Here is a 15,097-nt window from a genome sequence, read left to right as displayed (position 1 = left end):
GCTGGATCCAACGTCCAACATCCAGCATCCAATATCCAGTATTCAACAACGATTATGAAAAAGATATTGATCATCGAAGACGACGAGCGTATTGCGCAGAATATTGGTCGTAGTCTGGTTGAAGAACACTATAAAACGGAGGTTGCGCACGATGGGTATGGCGGTCGCGCATTGGCCTTGCAGGAAGCGTATGACCTGGTTATTCTGGACATCAACCTGCCCGGTATGAACGGCTTCGAGGTGTGCCGGTCGCTGCGGGCCGAAAAACCATTTCTGCCTATCATCATGCTGACGGCCCTGGGCGAAGTGGCCGATAAAGTGACGGGGCTTGAACTGGGAGCTGATGATTATGTAGTGAAACCATTCGACATCCGGGAGTTGATTGCCCGCGTAGCCACCTGTTTGCGCCGCGCCGAACAGCGGGTGAAAACGGCAAAGGACGATGTAATTCAGGTAGCCGACCTCACCGTCAACTGCACTGCCCGGATGGCCTCGCGTCAGGGCGTGTCGATTGATCTGACCGCCAAAGAGTTTGCCTTGCTCGAGTACCTGAGCCGCCATCAGGGCCGAATTGTATCGAAGATGGATCTGAACAGGTACGTCTGGAATTTCACCTTCGACCCCGGCACCAACATCGTTGAAGTGTACATCAATTACCTGCGAAAAAAGATTGACCGGAACTTCGAGCCGAAGCTAATTCACACCAAACCGGGTTTGGGATATATGCTGACCGATGAACCGCTATGACCATCCGCCACCGAATTGCCGGGCAATTTTCGCTGATCGTAGCCACGATCCTGATCGTTTTCTCGGTCATGATCTACATTGTCTCAGCTACCTACCGGCAGGAGGAATTTTACGAACGTCTGAAGTGGAAAGCCCGCACAACAGTCCGGTTCCTGGTTGAGGTAAAAGAGATCGACAACAACCTGCTGAAGATCATCGACCGCAATACTCTATCGGCGCTGATCAACGAGAAGGTACTTGTTTTCGATTCGCAAAACCGCCTGATCTATTCGAGCGTCGATGATAAGGTTATCAATTACCGGGCTTCGCTGCTTGATGAGGTTCGGCAGCATGGCGAGCTTGAAATACACGATGGCGACGACGAACTTGTGGGCGTGTATTACACTGATCAGGGCAAATCGCTGGTGGTACTGGCTTCGGCCTACGACCAGTTTGGCCGGAGTAAACTGCAAAATCTAAGGCAAACGCTGATCTGGGGACTATTGGGCGGCATTGGCTTAACCGTGAGCCTGGGCCTTTTCTTCGCCGGTCAGTCGCTGCAACCCATCGGCCGCATCAACCGGCAGGTGCAGACCATTACCTCGACAAACCTGCGGCAACGGCTCGACGAAGGCAACCGGCAGGACGAGATCGATCAACTGGCGGTCAACTTCAACAAAGTATTGGGGCAACTGGAACGGGCTTTCAAACAGCAACGCAGCTTTGTGTCGCACGCCTCGCACGAACTACGTACCCCGCTCACGGCCCTCAAATCAGAGATTCAACTAGGCCTCCGCCGCCGACTTTCGCCCGACGAACACGAGGCCATTCTCACCAACCTCACCGGCGACACCGACCGGCTCATCAGCCTTTCGAACAGCCTGTTGGTACTGGCCCGCTCACTCGACGATGCCGACCTGACGGCCATGCTGCCATTACGCATCGAAGAACTGTTGCTGGAAGCTCAGCAGGAATTGCTCCGCGCTTACCCTACCTACACCGTTCAGATCGACTATGCCACTATTCCTGAGTTGGAAACCGACACAATGGTTTTGGGCAATGAGAGCTTGTTGAAGCAGGTTTTTCTGAACCTGATGGATAACGCCTGCAAGTACTCGACCGACCAAACGGTTCGCGTTCAGATCGCCACCGACAGTCAGCACTGCCGTATTGCGTTTATCGACCACGGTATCGGCATTAACGCCGACGAATTAACGGCTATTCTGGAGCCGTTTCACCGGGCATCGAACGCCCTGAGCTACAAGGGATTTGGACTGGGATTATCGATTTGCCAGCGGATTATAGACATTCATAGTGGACAGCTACTCGTTGACAGCACGTACGGCGTAGGCAGCGTGTTTACGGTTGTTCTGGCCCATCAGTTGGCAACAGATCAACCGGCAACGGAGCCACGCAGTTGACAAGTAGTGTCTGCGTCAGGTACGTTCACACAATCGGTGCCACTATTTCGGGCATTTGCGGGTTTCAGGAAAGGCGGCTCAATAATAGGGTCTGACCATCCTCTCTGTACACCGACCAATCTCGATTATGAAGTTATTATACAGTTACCTGCGTCAATACTGGGGTTTACTGGCGCTCGCCCTTGTGCTGGCATCGATCAACCAGGTTTTCTCGCTGCTCGATCCCTACATTTTTCGCAAAATCATTGACCAGTATGTGGTGAAGCCGGGCGGAAGCTGGGGCGACGTCAACTTCTGGGGTTTCCTGAGTCAGGGAGCGGGCTGGCTCATTTTGCAGGCGCTCGGCGTGGCGATGGTCAGCCGAATTGCCAAAAATTTTCAGGATTACTACGTCAACGTGATCACGCAACGGCTGGGCGCGCAACTCTATACCGATGGCCTTCGCCACTCGCTCGAACTACCCTATCAGGTATTTGAAGATCAACGGTCGGGCGAAACACTAGGCATTTTGCAGAAAGTGCGGACCGATGTGGAAAAGCTCATTCAGTCGTTTGTGAACGTGCTGTTTACCTCGGTGGTGGGCATTGTATTCGTAATGTGGTACGCCGCTACGGTTTACTGGCCCATTGCCCCCGCCTACTTCCTGACCATTCCGCTGCTCGGTTTTGTGAGTTCACTACTGAGCAAGAAAATCAAGGTGGTGCAGAAAAACATCGTGGCCGAAACCACCGCCCTCGCCGGATCGACCACCGAAAGCCTGCGTAACATCGAGTTGGTCAAGAGTCTCGGATTGGCCCAACAGGAAACCGAACGGCTGAATGGCACCACCACCAAGATTCTGAAGCTGGAGTTGAAAAAGGTGCGCTACATCCGGTCGCTGTCGTTCATTCAGGGTACGTTCGTGAACCTGCTGCGCAACGCCATCATGCTGCTGATGCTGTTTCTGGTGGTTCAGGGCAAAATCACGGTGGGCGAATTCTTCTCGCTGTTCATCTACTCGTTCGCCATCTTCGGGCCGTTGCAGGAACTGGGCAACATCATCAACGTGTATCGCGAAACCGAGGCATCGCTGGCCAATTTCCAGCGCATTCTCGACACGCCCCGCGACAAAAAACCGGAACACCCGAAGGCTATCAACCGCATCGGAAAACTCGCGTTCGACGAAGTACGGTTCAAGCATCTTTCGGCCAACGTACCTGCGCTGGCGGGTATTTCGTTCAACCTGAAAGTAGGCGAAACCATCGCCTTCGTTGGCCCGTCGGGGTCGGGTAAAACCACGCTGGTGAAACTGCTGGTGGGTCTGTACCAGCCCATGAGCGGTCAGATTCTGTACAATGGCATTCCCGGTACTGACATCAACCTCGACGAACTCCGCGAGCAGATCGGTTTCGTGACGCAGGATACGCAGTTGTTTGCCGGCACCATTCGCGAAAACCTGAAATTCGTAGCCCCCAACGCCACCGATGAGGATTGTCTGAAAGCCCTGCACCAAGCCGCCGCCGATTCATTGCTGGCCCGCGCCCCGCAAGGTTTGGATACCGTTATTGGCGAAGGCGGCGTGAAGGTGTCGGGTGGAGAAAAGCAACGCCTCAGCATTGCCCGTTCGCTGCTGCGCCACCCCGCGCTGCTGGTATTCGATGAAGCCACCTCGGCCCTCGACTCGCTGACGGAAGAAGAGATCACCAACACCGTGCGGTCGCTCTCAGAATCGAGCCAACGCATGACCATCCTGATTGCCCACCGCCTCAGCACGATCCTCCACGCCGACCGGATTTTCGTTCTCGAAAAAGGACATATCGTAGAACAGGGCGGCCACAACGAACTCATCGAACAACGCGGCCTCTACTACGCCATGTGGCGGCAGCAAATCGGCGAACGAAAAGAGAAGCTGGCCACGGTGTAGGTACGTTGCCAAAGAATAAGGGTCAGGTACGTATCCCAAAAGAGCTATCGGCTCGACCCATGTTGTAGCGGCGGGTTGAAACCCGCCGTTCCGGCAAACCACACAACCACAAGTCCCGTCGGGACGGCCGATATTGGCGGGTAATGTCAGATTGCAGGTATGTAGTTAAACAGGTAGCTTTGTGTAAAACAGATACGAACGAACATGGACAGGCCAACATCTGTATTCGACGAAGTTTCCGCGTTCATCGCCGGCATGGACCCCCAAAAGGTGGCCAACTTCAAGCCATCACGAACGCATCAGAAACGGCTCGACTTTTTGCTGGATAAACAGAAAGATACCCCGCTTACAGCGGAGGAGAAAAGCGAAGTCGAGCAATACCTTATGCTTAACCGCATAGTAGGGCTGGCAAAAGCCAGAGCTATAAAGATGCTTCAGGCGTGAGTCGATCTATTCCACTGGCAGTCAAACGAGAGGTCTCCAGACGAGCTAATGCTCAGTGTGAATATTGCTTGCTGTCGGAGCGGGTTTCGCTCTACAAATTCCATATTGAGCATATAAAAAGCCGCAAGCATGAGGGAACAAACGACCTGAACAATCTGGCGTACTGCTGCCCTGACTGTAATTATTACAAAGGCTCTGACATTGGCACCTTCAGCGAAGATGGCGAATCGCTCATTCGTTTCTACAACCCGAGGAAGGATTCCTGGAGCGACCATTTCGAGCTGGACAACGGTGCTATTTATGGCAAAACGGATATTGGCAGGGCAACCGGGAAGCTATTTAAATTCAATGCTGTCGACCGGCTCATTTTCCGTCAGCAACTCATCGACCTGGATTTGTACCCTTAAGTAGTAGCCTAGCTTCGGCTACGCCATGTGGCGGCAACAAATCGGCGAACGCAAAGAAAAGCTGGCCACCGCGTAGGTGCGTTGCCAGTATCACCAGGCCCCTCCCAAAAGAGCCATCGGCTCGAACGATCTTGTAGCGGCGGGTTTCAACCCGCTGACCTCGCCAACCATCCGCCCAGAAGTCCCGTCGGGACGGCCGATATTGGCGGGCAACGCTAAATGAACCGTCCCGATGGGACTCATGGGTACGTACCTGATCCTTGTCGGCGGGTTGAAACCCACCGCTACAACATAGCCGAGCCGATGGCTCTTTGCGGTGCACAGCTTTAACCGAAGTCACTAGACGCACCCCAAAAGAGTCGCCGCCTGAAACTGGAAAGCGGAAAGAGGCGTTACCCTATCCACGATAGGGTCAATCTCATTTTGTTTTGAAAACCAAAGGCTTACTTACCAATAAAATCAACATCGTCACGCTGGGTTGCTCGAAAAACCTGGTCGATTCAGAGACGCTGTACACGCAATTGAAGGGCAACGGCATGGCCGTAACCCACGAGTCGAAGAAGGACGACGCCAACATTGTGGTGATCAACACCTGCGGCTTCATCGACAATGCCAAAGAAGAAAGCATCAATACCATCCTCCGCTACGTCGACGCCAAAGAGGCAGGCGTTGTGGATAAAGTGTACGTAACCGGCTGTTTATCACACCGCTACAAAGATGAGTTGGAAATTGAAATGCCAACCGTCGATGCGTGGTTTGGTACCAACGAACTGCCCCGACTGCTGAAAACGCTGCGCGCCGACTACAAGCACGAACTCGTTGGCGAACGCTTGCTGACAACCCCCGCCCATTACGCGTATCTGAAAATTGCCGAAGGCTGCGACCGGCCCTGCTCGTTTTGCGCCATTCCGATCATGCGCGGTCATCACGTGTCGCGCCCGATGGACGAACTGGTGATGGAGGCCAAATCGCTGGCCCGGCGCGGTACCAAAGAACTCATTCTGATTGCCCAGGACCTGACCTATTACGGCCTCGACCTGGCCAAAAAACGTAACCTCGCCGAACTTGTCGACAAACTGGCCGATGTAGAAGGCATCGACTGGATTCGGTTGCAATACGCCTACCCGTCGGGTTTTCCCCTTGATGTGCTCGACGTGATGCGCGAACGGCCGAACGTGTGTAACTACCTCGATATGCCACTGCAAACCGGCTCAACGGAGTTGCTGAAGCTGATGCGCCGGGGAATTACCCGCGAGAAAACGGAAGAGCTGGTGCACACCATTCGCGAAAAAGTGCCGGGTATTCACCTGCGCACGACGCTGATTGTGGGGCACCCCGGCGAAACCGACGCGCTATTCGAGGAAACGCTCGACTTCGTAAACCGGATGCGCTTCGATCGGCTGGGTACGTTCACCTACTCGCACGAAGATCAGACGCACTCCTACTCAATGCCCGACAACGTACCTGACGAAGTAAAGCAGGAACGCGCCGACGCCATCATGGAGATTCAGGAAGGCATTTCGCACGAGAACAACCTGCAAAAAATCGGGCAGACATACAAAGTGCTGTTCGACCGGAAAGAAGGCGGTTATTTCATTGGCCGCACGGAATTCGATTCGCCCGAAGTCGACAACGAAGTGCTGGTACCGGCCACCAAAAACACTTACGTCCGCCTCGGCGACTTCGCTCAGGTACGTATCACCGACGCCCAACCGTTCGATCTATACGGTGAAGTGGTGACGGAGGTTCCCGTAACGGCGCTGGCGTAACGGAATCATCAGGTACGCTGCCGGCCCGCTTTCGCTGCACAAACGGCATAGCTTCGCGCTCTAGGTTGCTTCGCGCTACGTGCCCTTCGACCGCAGCGCGAAGCAACCTAGAGCGCGAAGCTGTATAACGTTACAACGGGTGTAGGACAACCTTAGTAAGCTACGATTAGTCGGCCTTGCTTTTGCTTTTGGCTTACCTTTTCGTCTTGCCGCAGTTCATAGTCGATCTGCCAGGCATATACGCCGGTTGGGGCAACCGATCCGCCGACGGAACCGTCCCACTGAAAGGGTGTTTTGCTGGTTTGGTAGATCAACTCACCCCATCGATTGAACACCGAAAGCGACTGAATCGTGATATCGCCGCAGGCTAGCGGCAGAAACACGTCGTTGACACCGTCGGCATTGGGTGTGAACAGGTCGGGGGTATAGATCACACACCCACACTCGCCGTAGTCGATCCTGATTGAGTCGCGCAGGGTGGCGCAGGCATTGGTCACCGTGGCCCGATACGTACCTGACCGGGTTACGGTTCGCTCGGGCTGATCGAACGCATCCAGCCAGGCAAACGTGCCCTCGGCAAAATCAGGCGTGATGGTGTGCACGTCGGCTCCACACAGGGCTTTGTCGAGGCCCAATTCCAGCTGCGGCGGCCTGATAAAAGCAACCGCAATGGTATCTGCTGCCACGCACCCGACCTTGCTGACCGACAGACGGTAGTTTCCGGCCTCCGTTACCAGAAAACGCGGCTTATCTGAACCGTCCTGCCAGGTGTAATTAGATGCGTCGGCGGGGCCTTCGAGCGTCAGCGACTGACCAATGCAGAGCGTTGTATCGCGCCCCAGGCTGAAATCAAGGGCATAATCTACCGTAATTGTGTCGCTGAGCACCTTGCAGGGCGTGGTGACGGTTACCCAGTATTTACCGGGTTTGGTGACCCGGTAGGTATCCGATGTGCTGCCATCATTCCAGCGGTAATCGGTGGCGCCGGGCGTTTTGGCCCGTAATAGATGGGTGCTCTGTCGGCCACATAGCGTAGTATCATTTCCGAGGTCAAGCTCAATGGGCAACAGCGAAACATCGTCGACAAAGATGTAGTAGAAACCCAGAAAAGCGGGGAGCTTGGTGAAGCTGCCCACCGTAACAAACTGCTCTCCGCCTTTGGCTTCAAACGTACCGCTCACCCGTTCCCACTTAAACGAAGCAGTCAATGTTTTGGCCTGTACATCAAGCACTTGCGGCTTGGCAATCAACAGATTTTTGGCGGTGCTGGTCAGGGTTTTATCCGAAAAATGGGCGCCTATCGTCTCGGGCATATACTGGTTGGGGTTTCGGGAAGCGACCCACATTTCGAAATAGTAGCACTTGGCCGCTTCGAGCGGTTTCACCAGCGGCGTGGCCAGGTATTCGGCCCAACCCTGATCCAGAAACAGGCGGGCCAACCCGTTACCGGTACGCGGGGCCACTTCAATCTGATCTGTGGGAAAGCAATAGTTGTAAAAGTCGGGCGTAGCCAGATTAGGATTATACCAGGGCGCGGCTTCTTCGAGCAAATTGTCGGCGCGTGGGCATTTCCGGTACGTTTCAAATCCCCCGTTGGGAATCAATTCCTGCGCGGCTGCCGGACAAGTCAACACCTGCCACAAAATGATCAGCCAGATAAGCCCCCGGGAGTTAGCGTAAAAATACAGAGTTCTTACCGATAGCATCAGGTTTGAACGCATGACAAGCGACTGAACGTAAGGCCACTATAGGCTTGCTAAAAGTACAAAAAACCACGGATAAATACGGTACGCAACTAAGGCCATGAACAGCACGTTTGGCGCGGTTTTCGCGTTTATTCAGTAGCGCTGTTTGTAGCGCATTTCATGACTATTGATTCAACCTGCTAATTTATTTTCCGCCTTGCCCATCCTGCCCATCGCCCGGTTTTTTCTGCTGTTTGCGCTGCTATTACCCGTGATCGGGGCTCGGCCTGCCGCTGCTCCCGACAATGCCGTTATTGCCCTTCAGCCCGAAAAACTACCGTTTACACCGGCCGGTTTTTACATTGAAAGCGTACAGGACAAACGGCCTCAGCGCACACCTTTTGCCAGCCTGGTTACCCGCCCCGATAAGCCCACCACCCCGGTTGACCTTGAGGGTGGTACAGCCCCGGCTATTTACGCCTATATTGCCCGGAGCCTGAAACAGAACCGGTCGCTTCGCCCCATTGTGCTGCGTATCACCGTTGGCAACCTCACCGAAACCGTTGACTCGAAAGGGCAGATCAACGGGCGGCTGAACCTGTCGCTCGCTTTCGATGTGAAGCGCGAAGACGAGCAGTTATCGCTTATCACGTATCAGGGAAATGCGCGGTATCAGCGGCCACCAGGCCAAACGCAGGTGGTAGAGAAAGTGATTCGGCAAAGCGTGAACGAAGGACTGCGATTCCTGAACAATTTCATCAACAAAGAAGCTGACAACGTACCTGCACTCGCCGGTAAAATAGACGTTATTTTCACCAATGTGACTACCCGGACCCCCGCCAGCAGCGACACCGTTTTTTACGACCCCGACCGCCCACTCACCTGGGCCGATTTCCGGGCTACGCCTACTCCAGGTAGCCGCTACGCCGCCCAGATTATGCCGGGGGTTGCCTATGAAGGCAATAGCGACGTAACCGACGGCAAAATCAATGTACGGCTCAAACTGAAGGTATTTATGTTGAAAAGTCAGTCGTGGGTGAAATCGATTGGTCATAACGACTACGCCCTGAACCATGAGCAACGCCACTTCGACCTGGCACGATTGGCCATGGAAGATTTCAGGAAACGCATAAACCCAGACAGCCTTTCGCTGAATGATTACAACAGCAACATTCAGTATCGGTACATTGAGATGTACCGGGCCCTGGGCTTACGGCAGCAACAGTATGACGACGAAACCAACCACGGCATCAATCAGGCTGTGCAGGGCCTGTGGAATGCCCGGATCGACACGGAGTTGCGTACTTTTGGCCTTAAATGACTGTTAAAGTACTGCACGTTACCACGGCTCACCGCCCCCACGATCCACGCATTGTGTATAAACAATGTCCGACACTGGCGGCAGATTACCAGGTGTGGTGCGCTATTCCCGATGCCGATCCAATAGTGGCTCCCAAGGTGCAGTTTATTCGCCTTCCTTACTACGAGCAAGTGATTTGGCGCATCTTGCTCACCTGTCCGCTCATTGTCTGGAAATGCTGGCGAATTCGGCCCGACGTAGTGCATTTCTATGTCCCTGAGTTTATTCCTTTCGCGTTTCTGTTTCGGCTGCGGGGAGCCCGGCTGATTTACGAAGTGCAGGAAAACCTGTTCAAAAAACTTCATTTGAAAGCCAAAAACCGAGGCTGGCTGCTCGAGAAAGCCTTTGCCGCCCTGGATCAGATGGCCCGACGGTATTGCTACTGCGTTTTTACTGAACACGGCTACCTTACCACCTATACCAACCTGCAAAAACCCTCGGCGGTCATTTACAACTACGCCTCGCTCCCCCTACTGGACCCCTTTCGCAGACCCTATTTATCGTTGAAACAACCGGCTACGTTTTTCTACATTGGCTGGCTCAGCATGGAACGGGCGGTTGACACCCTGCTTGCGGCGTTTGCTCAACTCAAGGAAAAGCACATCGACTTTTTTGTACATCTATTTGGCCGACAAACGTTTACACAGCAAGCACTGGAAGAGAATATCAACTATCAGCAGGTACGTACCCAACTTCAATTTTACGGATATACCGACCAGAAGACAGCGCTGCCCTATGCTGAAGGGGCCACTGCCGGATTGGCCCTGCTGAAACCCATCGGCGACTACCCGGAATCGTATACAACGAAGCTGTTTGAATATATGGCGCTGGGGTTGCCCGTGATTACTGCCGATTTTCCGCTTTACCGCGACGTAGTTGAACGCCATCAGTGCGGATTTTGCGTCGACCCGTATAATGCCGAGGCTGTGGCGTCTGCGTTAACGTACCTGATCAATCACCCTGATGAGGCAGAAGCTATGGGAAAACGGGGCCGCGAAGCCGTCATACTGCACTACAATTGGACTACCGAAGCCGTTAAGCTACTGGCATTTTACAAGCAGGTCTTGACTCGATAACCCGGCCTTTTGTGGAAATACCTGCTTTGTGGCCAGATAAAATGCAGTGGGTAATCCTAAACCTGAATTGGCTCACATTCCCCGATGTAGGGCCATTCAGTCGAAACTGTTGTACTTTTATTAATTATTATTGCATTATACCTATTATAACTACCACGTCTTCTGAGAAGATTTTAACTTTCGGGATATTTTCAGTTGTTCTCCTCGAAGCCAAGTTAACCGGCACATGTTTATTCACTCAGTCAGTCACTATTTGCCTGAGCAAATAGTAGGCAATGACCATTTTACACAACTCAACGGACTTTCCGACGAATGGATCACCACCCGGACCGGAATTAGTGAGCGCCGCAAGGCCAGCCCCGATGAGAATACCAACACGATGTCGATTGAAGTCGTATCTCGTCTCCAGGCGAAAACCGACCTCTCAACCGTCGATCTGATCGTTGGTGCCACCTACACGCCCCACGATACCATTGTGACGCTGGCCCATATTGTACAGCATCACCTCAATATCGCTGACATTCCAACCGTATCGGTATCGTCGGCCTGTTCGTCGTTGCTCAATGCCATTGAAATTGTTGAAGGGTACTTCGCGCTCAACAAAGCAAGTCGGGCGCTGGTAGTTGTTTCGGAACATAACACCGCCTATTACAACGAACAGGATACCGTTTCAGGTCACCTGTGGGGCGACGGTGCCGCTGCTCTGCTGATTACGAAAGAACGCCAGGCTGATGGCGATTTCACCATCAAGGGGCTGTTGACAGGGGGTGCCGCTCATGCCGGAAAAGGGGTTGAAGCCGTAGTGTTACAACCGCTGGTGAAAGGCGTAATTATGCCTTACGGCCGCGACGTATTCCAGAATGCCTGCATTTACATGCCAAAGGCCAGCCTTCAGATTCTGGATCGCTACGGACTCACGGCCGCTGATGTCGATTATGTATTACCGCATCAGGCTAACCTGCGTATAAGCCGGAACGTGATGCAAACGCTGGGTTTACCCGAAGAAAAACTGCTGTCGAACATTCAGTATCTGGGCAACACAGGCTGTGCCGGTTGTGCCATCGCCCTCTCCGAACATTGGGATTCGTTTAAAAAAGGCGAAAACATCGTGGTAACCGTTTTTGGTGGCGGTTATTCCTACGGTGCCATGCTGATCGAAGTCTAGGTACGTTGGGGGCATGTGTATGTCCCCACTACGTATTTGTCTATTTTAGCTTTATCGAATAAAAAACTATATTTAGACAATACAAGAACCATCGTTCCCCGTTCATGAATCGTCTTCGCGCCGGGTTAGCCCAAGATTGCTTTACGTACCTGAGCGAATTTACAGTCAGAAAATTATGGCTGATCGGAGGCGTAATTTATCTCTTTGCAACCGGTTGCCAGACCACTACTCCCGAAAAAACATACCGCATCGGTTTCTCGCAACGCACAGAGGCCGATAATTGGCGCAAAACCATGCGCGCCGGCATGAATCAGGAACTGGCCTTTCATTCCGACGTCACCTTTATCATAAAAGATGCGGGGGGCCAGAGCGAACAACAGGTCAGGCAGATTCAGCAGCTTATCGATGAGAAAGTGGACCTGCTGATCGTGTCGCCAAACGCCGCCCGACCCATCACGCCCATCGCCGAAAAAGCGTACCAACAGGGCATCCCCGTCATTATTCTCGACCGTCGAACTGACTCCGACCAGTACACGGCCTATGTGGGTGCCGACAATGTGGAGGTGGGCCGAACGGCTGGTATCTATGCCAATGAACTCCTGAAAGGAACGGGCAACGTGGTTGAAATTGGCGAATCGCCGGGTTCATCGGCCGATATTGACCGGCACCGGGGGTTTGTAGAGGCTATCAGTAAACGCTCCGGCATTCGGCTGGTGAGTAAGCTGGCAGGCGACTGGGACAAACGCTCTTTTGCCCCACAACTCAGCGCCCTACTCACGGCCACACCGACCATACACCTCATTTTTGCCCAAAACGACCGCACTGCCCTGAAAGCGTATACCGTGTGCAAGCAACTGGGGCTCGAAAAACAGGTAAAAATCATTGGCGTCGACGGGTTGCCTGGCCCCAACGAAGGCATCGACCTGGTTGACCGGGGCATCCTGAGCGCTACCGTATTGTACCCAACGGGTGGGAAAGAAGCCATCAGAACGGCGATGGCCATTCTGAAAAAGCAACCCTTCAAGCGCGAAAACAAGCTGCCTATCACGCTCATCGACTCCTCGAACGTCAGCATCATGAAGGTGCAGAACGAGAAAGTCATTGAGCAGCAGGTCGATATTGAACGGCAACAACAGCGCATCAACGACCTGAACACGATTTATACCTCGCAGCAGTATGCGCTATATTTCACGCTGGCCAGTTTGCTGGTGGTGATGCTGCTCGGCGGTTGGGCGCTGTACCTCTACCGATCGAAACAAACCGCCTACCGGACGCTGGAAAGTCAGAATCAGGAAATTCTGGATCAGAAAGACAAGATCGAAACCGTATCGGCACAGGCACGGCTGGCGACGGAAGAGAAGCTACGGTTCTACTCCTACATCTCCCACGAGTTCAACACGCCGCTCAGCCTGATTCTGACGCCGACTGAAGACCTGCTTGCCAAAAAGACGGTAAGCCCGCACGACCTGAAAAGCAACCTGCTGCTTGTTCAGAAAAACGCGTACCGGTTGCTTCGGCTGGTTGACCAGATGCTTGACCTCCGCAAAACCGACGCGGGCAAACAACGCCTCCACACCGCCGAGCAGGATCTGGTGGCCTTTATTCAGGACATTGTGCAGGACTTTTCGCCCAAAGCTAAAAAACAGCGGATCGATCTTCAGTTCATAGCCCCCAAACAAGCCGTTCCGGTCTGGTTCGACGGCGAGAAGCTGGATAAAGTCATTGTCAACCTACTCTCCAACGCCTTCAAATACACGCCGGTGGGCGGGCTCATTCACGTTCGACTCACCGTGCTCGACAAGCAGGTGCAGATTCAGGTGCAGGATAACGGCGAAGGCATGACGCCCGACGAACAGACCCACGCGTTCGATTTGTTTTTCAGCGGCACAAAACCGTTCAACCTGTCGAAAGGGCTGGGGCTGGCCCTGTCGATGGAGTTTATTCAACTGCATCAGGGCGAACTCAGCGTGAAGTCGAAGAAAGATCAGGGCACGACGTTCACGGTGTTGCTTCCGCTGGGAAATGCCCATCTGTCGGCCGACGAAATGACGGGATCACCTTCGCGCCAGCAACTCCCGGTTGATCTGGATTTAGACGATAGCCCCGACGAGTCGACGCAATCCACGAAACAGCTGGGTACATTGCTGGTCATTGAAGACAATGACGACCTGCGCGCTTTTCTGAGTACACGGCTGGGCAGCGAGTTCGAGATCGTGGCCGAAGCTTCTGGTGAGAAAGGCTGGGAACGTACCCTGGAAATCATCCCTGACCTGATTATCAGCGACATCACGCTACCAGGATTATCGGGTCTGCAATTCACCCAACGGGCAAAAGCAGATCTGCGCACATCGCATATTCCGGTGGTTTTGCTCACGGCCAAAGGACAGGTAGAAGAACGCATCGAGGGCACGCGCGTGGGGGCCGATGCCTACATCACCAAGCCGTTCAACATAATGTACCTGATCGAGACCATCCGTACTACCCTGGCCAACCGTGCGAAATGGCAACGCCGCTACGCCTCTGATTTCCTGACCCAATCGGGAACAGGCGGCAGCCGACAAGACAAAAAATTTCTGAACGAACTGACCGCCCTGATCGAGCAAAACCTGACCGATCCGGCCTTCAATGTCGAGAAATTAAGCCGTGATATGGGTCTGTCGCGGGTGCAGCTATACCGGAAAGTACAGGCCCTGCTCGACATGAACGTGATGGATTACCTGACCGAAATCCGGCTGAAACGCGCCAAGCACCTGCTCCGCGAAACCAACAAACCCATGTCGGAGATCGCCGACGAAACGGGCTTCAACTCACCGGCTTATTTCACCACGTTTTTCAAGCAACATACCCAGAAAACGCCCTCCGAATACCGCAAAGCGCCTGTTAGTGGTGGTGCGTGAGTGCTACCTAACTCACGATGGCCAAACGATCAATATGATTGCTGGCAAAACCTACGAAGCCACCCTCTACCGCGACGCTGACACCGCCGACTGGCAAACAAACCCAGCAGTAACTGATACATGGCCTTGGCTGTGCGTCAGCAATAAGCGAATAAACATCTGTAACAAAATCAGAAAAACGCGTTGAAAAACAGAAAACAGTCAATTATAGAAATTGCATAAAACACTAAAATTCAACTATTTA

Annotated in this window: 12 protein-coding genes; 10 read left to right on the top strand and 2 right to left on the bottom strand. The window is 53.4% G+C overall.

What is annotated here, in order from left to right:
• Positions 1-54: 54 nt before the first annotated feature.
• The 5 genes from ACAW87_RS22945 to ACAW87_RS22925 all read left to right on the top strand — a co-directional run bounded on the left by ACAW87_RS22945 (position 55) and on the right by ACAW87_RS22925 (position 4,901).
• Positions 55-747 carry a response regulator transcription factor gene (locus ACAW87_RS22945; RefSeq protein WP_370725990.1) on the top strand — a complete coding sequence of 231 codons (693 nt, stop codon included), beginning with the start codon at positions 55-57 and terminating at the stop codon, positions 745-747.
• Entirely contained in the window at positions 744-2,147 is a 1,404-nt protein-coding gene (locus ACAW87_RS22940) for a sensor histidine kinase (protein WP_370725989.1), read from the top strand. The genes ACAW87_RS22945 and ACAW87_RS22940 overlap by 4 nt, the downstream gene beginning before the upstream one ends.
• Before the next feature lie 127 nt (positions 2,148-2,274).
• Positions 2,275-4,050: an ABC transporter ATP-binding protein gene (locus tag ACAW87_RS22935; RefSeq protein ID WP_370725988.1), complete on the top strand. Its 1,776-nt coding sequence runs from the start codon at positions 2,275-2,277 to the stop codon at positions 4,048-4,050.
• Positions 4,051-4,254: 204 nt separating this feature from the next.
• The gene (locus ACAW87_RS22930) at positions 4,255-4,494 is read left to right on the top strand and encodes a hypothetical protein (protein WP_370725987.1); all 240 of its coding nucleotides are present in this window, start codon (positions 4,255-4,257) and stop codon (positions 4,492-4,494) included.
• Positions 4,491-4,901 carry an HNH endonuclease gene (locus tag ACAW87_RS22925; protein WP_370725986.1) on the top strand — a complete coding sequence of 137 codons (411 nt, stop codon included), beginning with the start codon at positions 4,491-4,493 and terminating at the stop codon, positions 4,899-4,901. The genes ACAW87_RS22930 and ACAW87_RS22925 overlap by 4 nt, the downstream gene beginning before the upstream one ends.
• 90 nt (positions 4,902-4,991) lie before the next feature.
• Here ACAW87_RS22925 and ACAW87_RS22920 read toward each other — a convergent pair whose 3' ends face one another.
• Positions 4,992-5,144 (bottom strand): hypothetical protein, encoded by a 153-nt coding sequence (locus ACAW87_RS22920; RefSeq protein ID WP_370725985.1) that lies wholly within the window; start codon positions 5,142-5,144, stop codon positions 4,992-4,994.
• 185 nt (positions 5,145-5,329) lie between these two features.
• Between ACAW87_RS22920 and rimO the strand changes: the two genes are divergently transcribed.
• A complete protein-coding gene (rimO, locus tag ACAW87_RS22915; protein WP_370725984.1) occupies positions 5,330-6,670 on the top strand; it encodes a 30S ribosomal protein S12 methylthiotransferase RimO in 1,341 nt (446 codons plus the stop codon).
• 152 nt (positions 6,671-6,822) lie between these two features.
• Here rimO and ACAW87_RS22910 read toward each other — a convergent pair whose 3' ends face one another.
• Positions 6,823-8,391 carry a T9SS type B sorting domain-containing protein gene (locus tag ACAW87_RS22910; protein WP_370725983.1) on the bottom strand — a complete coding sequence of 523 codons (1,569 nt, stop codon included), beginning with the start codon at positions 8,389-8,391 and terminating at the stop codon, positions 6,823-6,825.
• Positions 8,392-8,572: 181 nt separating this feature from the next.
• On the opposite strand from ACAW87_RS22910, the gene ACAW87_RS22905 reads away from it, so the two are divergent.
• The 4 genes from ACAW87_RS22905 (at position 8,573) to ACAW87_RS22890 (ending at position 14,853) form a co-directional block, all read left to right on the top strand.
• Positions 8,573-9,676 carry a hypothetical protein gene (locus tag ACAW87_RS22905; protein WP_370725982.1) on the top strand — a complete coding sequence of 368 codons (1,104 nt, stop codon included), beginning with the start codon at positions 8,573-8,575 and terminating at the stop codon, positions 9,674-9,676.
• The gene (locus ACAW87_RS22900) at positions 9,673-10,791 is read left to right on the top strand and encodes a glycosyltransferase (protein ID WP_370725981.1); all 1,119 of its coding nucleotides are present in this window, start codon (positions 9,673-9,675) and stop codon (positions 10,789-10,791) included. Before ACAW87_RS22905 ends, ACAW87_RS22900 begins: the two co-directional genes overlap by 4 nt.
• A gap of 226 nt (positions 10,792-11,017) precedes the next feature.
• Complete coding sequence (locus tag ACAW87_RS22895; protein WP_370725980.1) at positions 11,018-11,956, top strand: 3-oxoacyl-ACP synthase III family protein; 939 nt, start codon at positions 11,018-11,020, stop codon at positions 11,954-11,956.
• A 104-nt stretch (positions 11,957-12,060) separates the two neighbouring features.
• The gene (locus ACAW87_RS22890) at positions 12,061-14,853 is read left to right on the top strand and encodes a hybrid sensor histidine kinase/response regulator transcription factor (RefSeq protein WP_370725979.1); all 2,793 of its coding nucleotides are present in this window, start codon (positions 12,061-12,063) and stop codon (positions 14,851-14,853) included.
• Positions 14,854-15,097 lie beyond the last annotated feature (244 nt).

Source organism: Fibrella aquatica (assembly GCF_041321135.1).
Taxonomy (GTDB): Bacteria; Bacteroidota; Bacteroidia; order Cytophagales; family Spirosomataceae; genus Fibrella; species Fibrella aquatica.
Note: the sequence above shows the minus strand (reverse complement) of the source record. Positions and strands in the feature narration are given on the sequence as shown.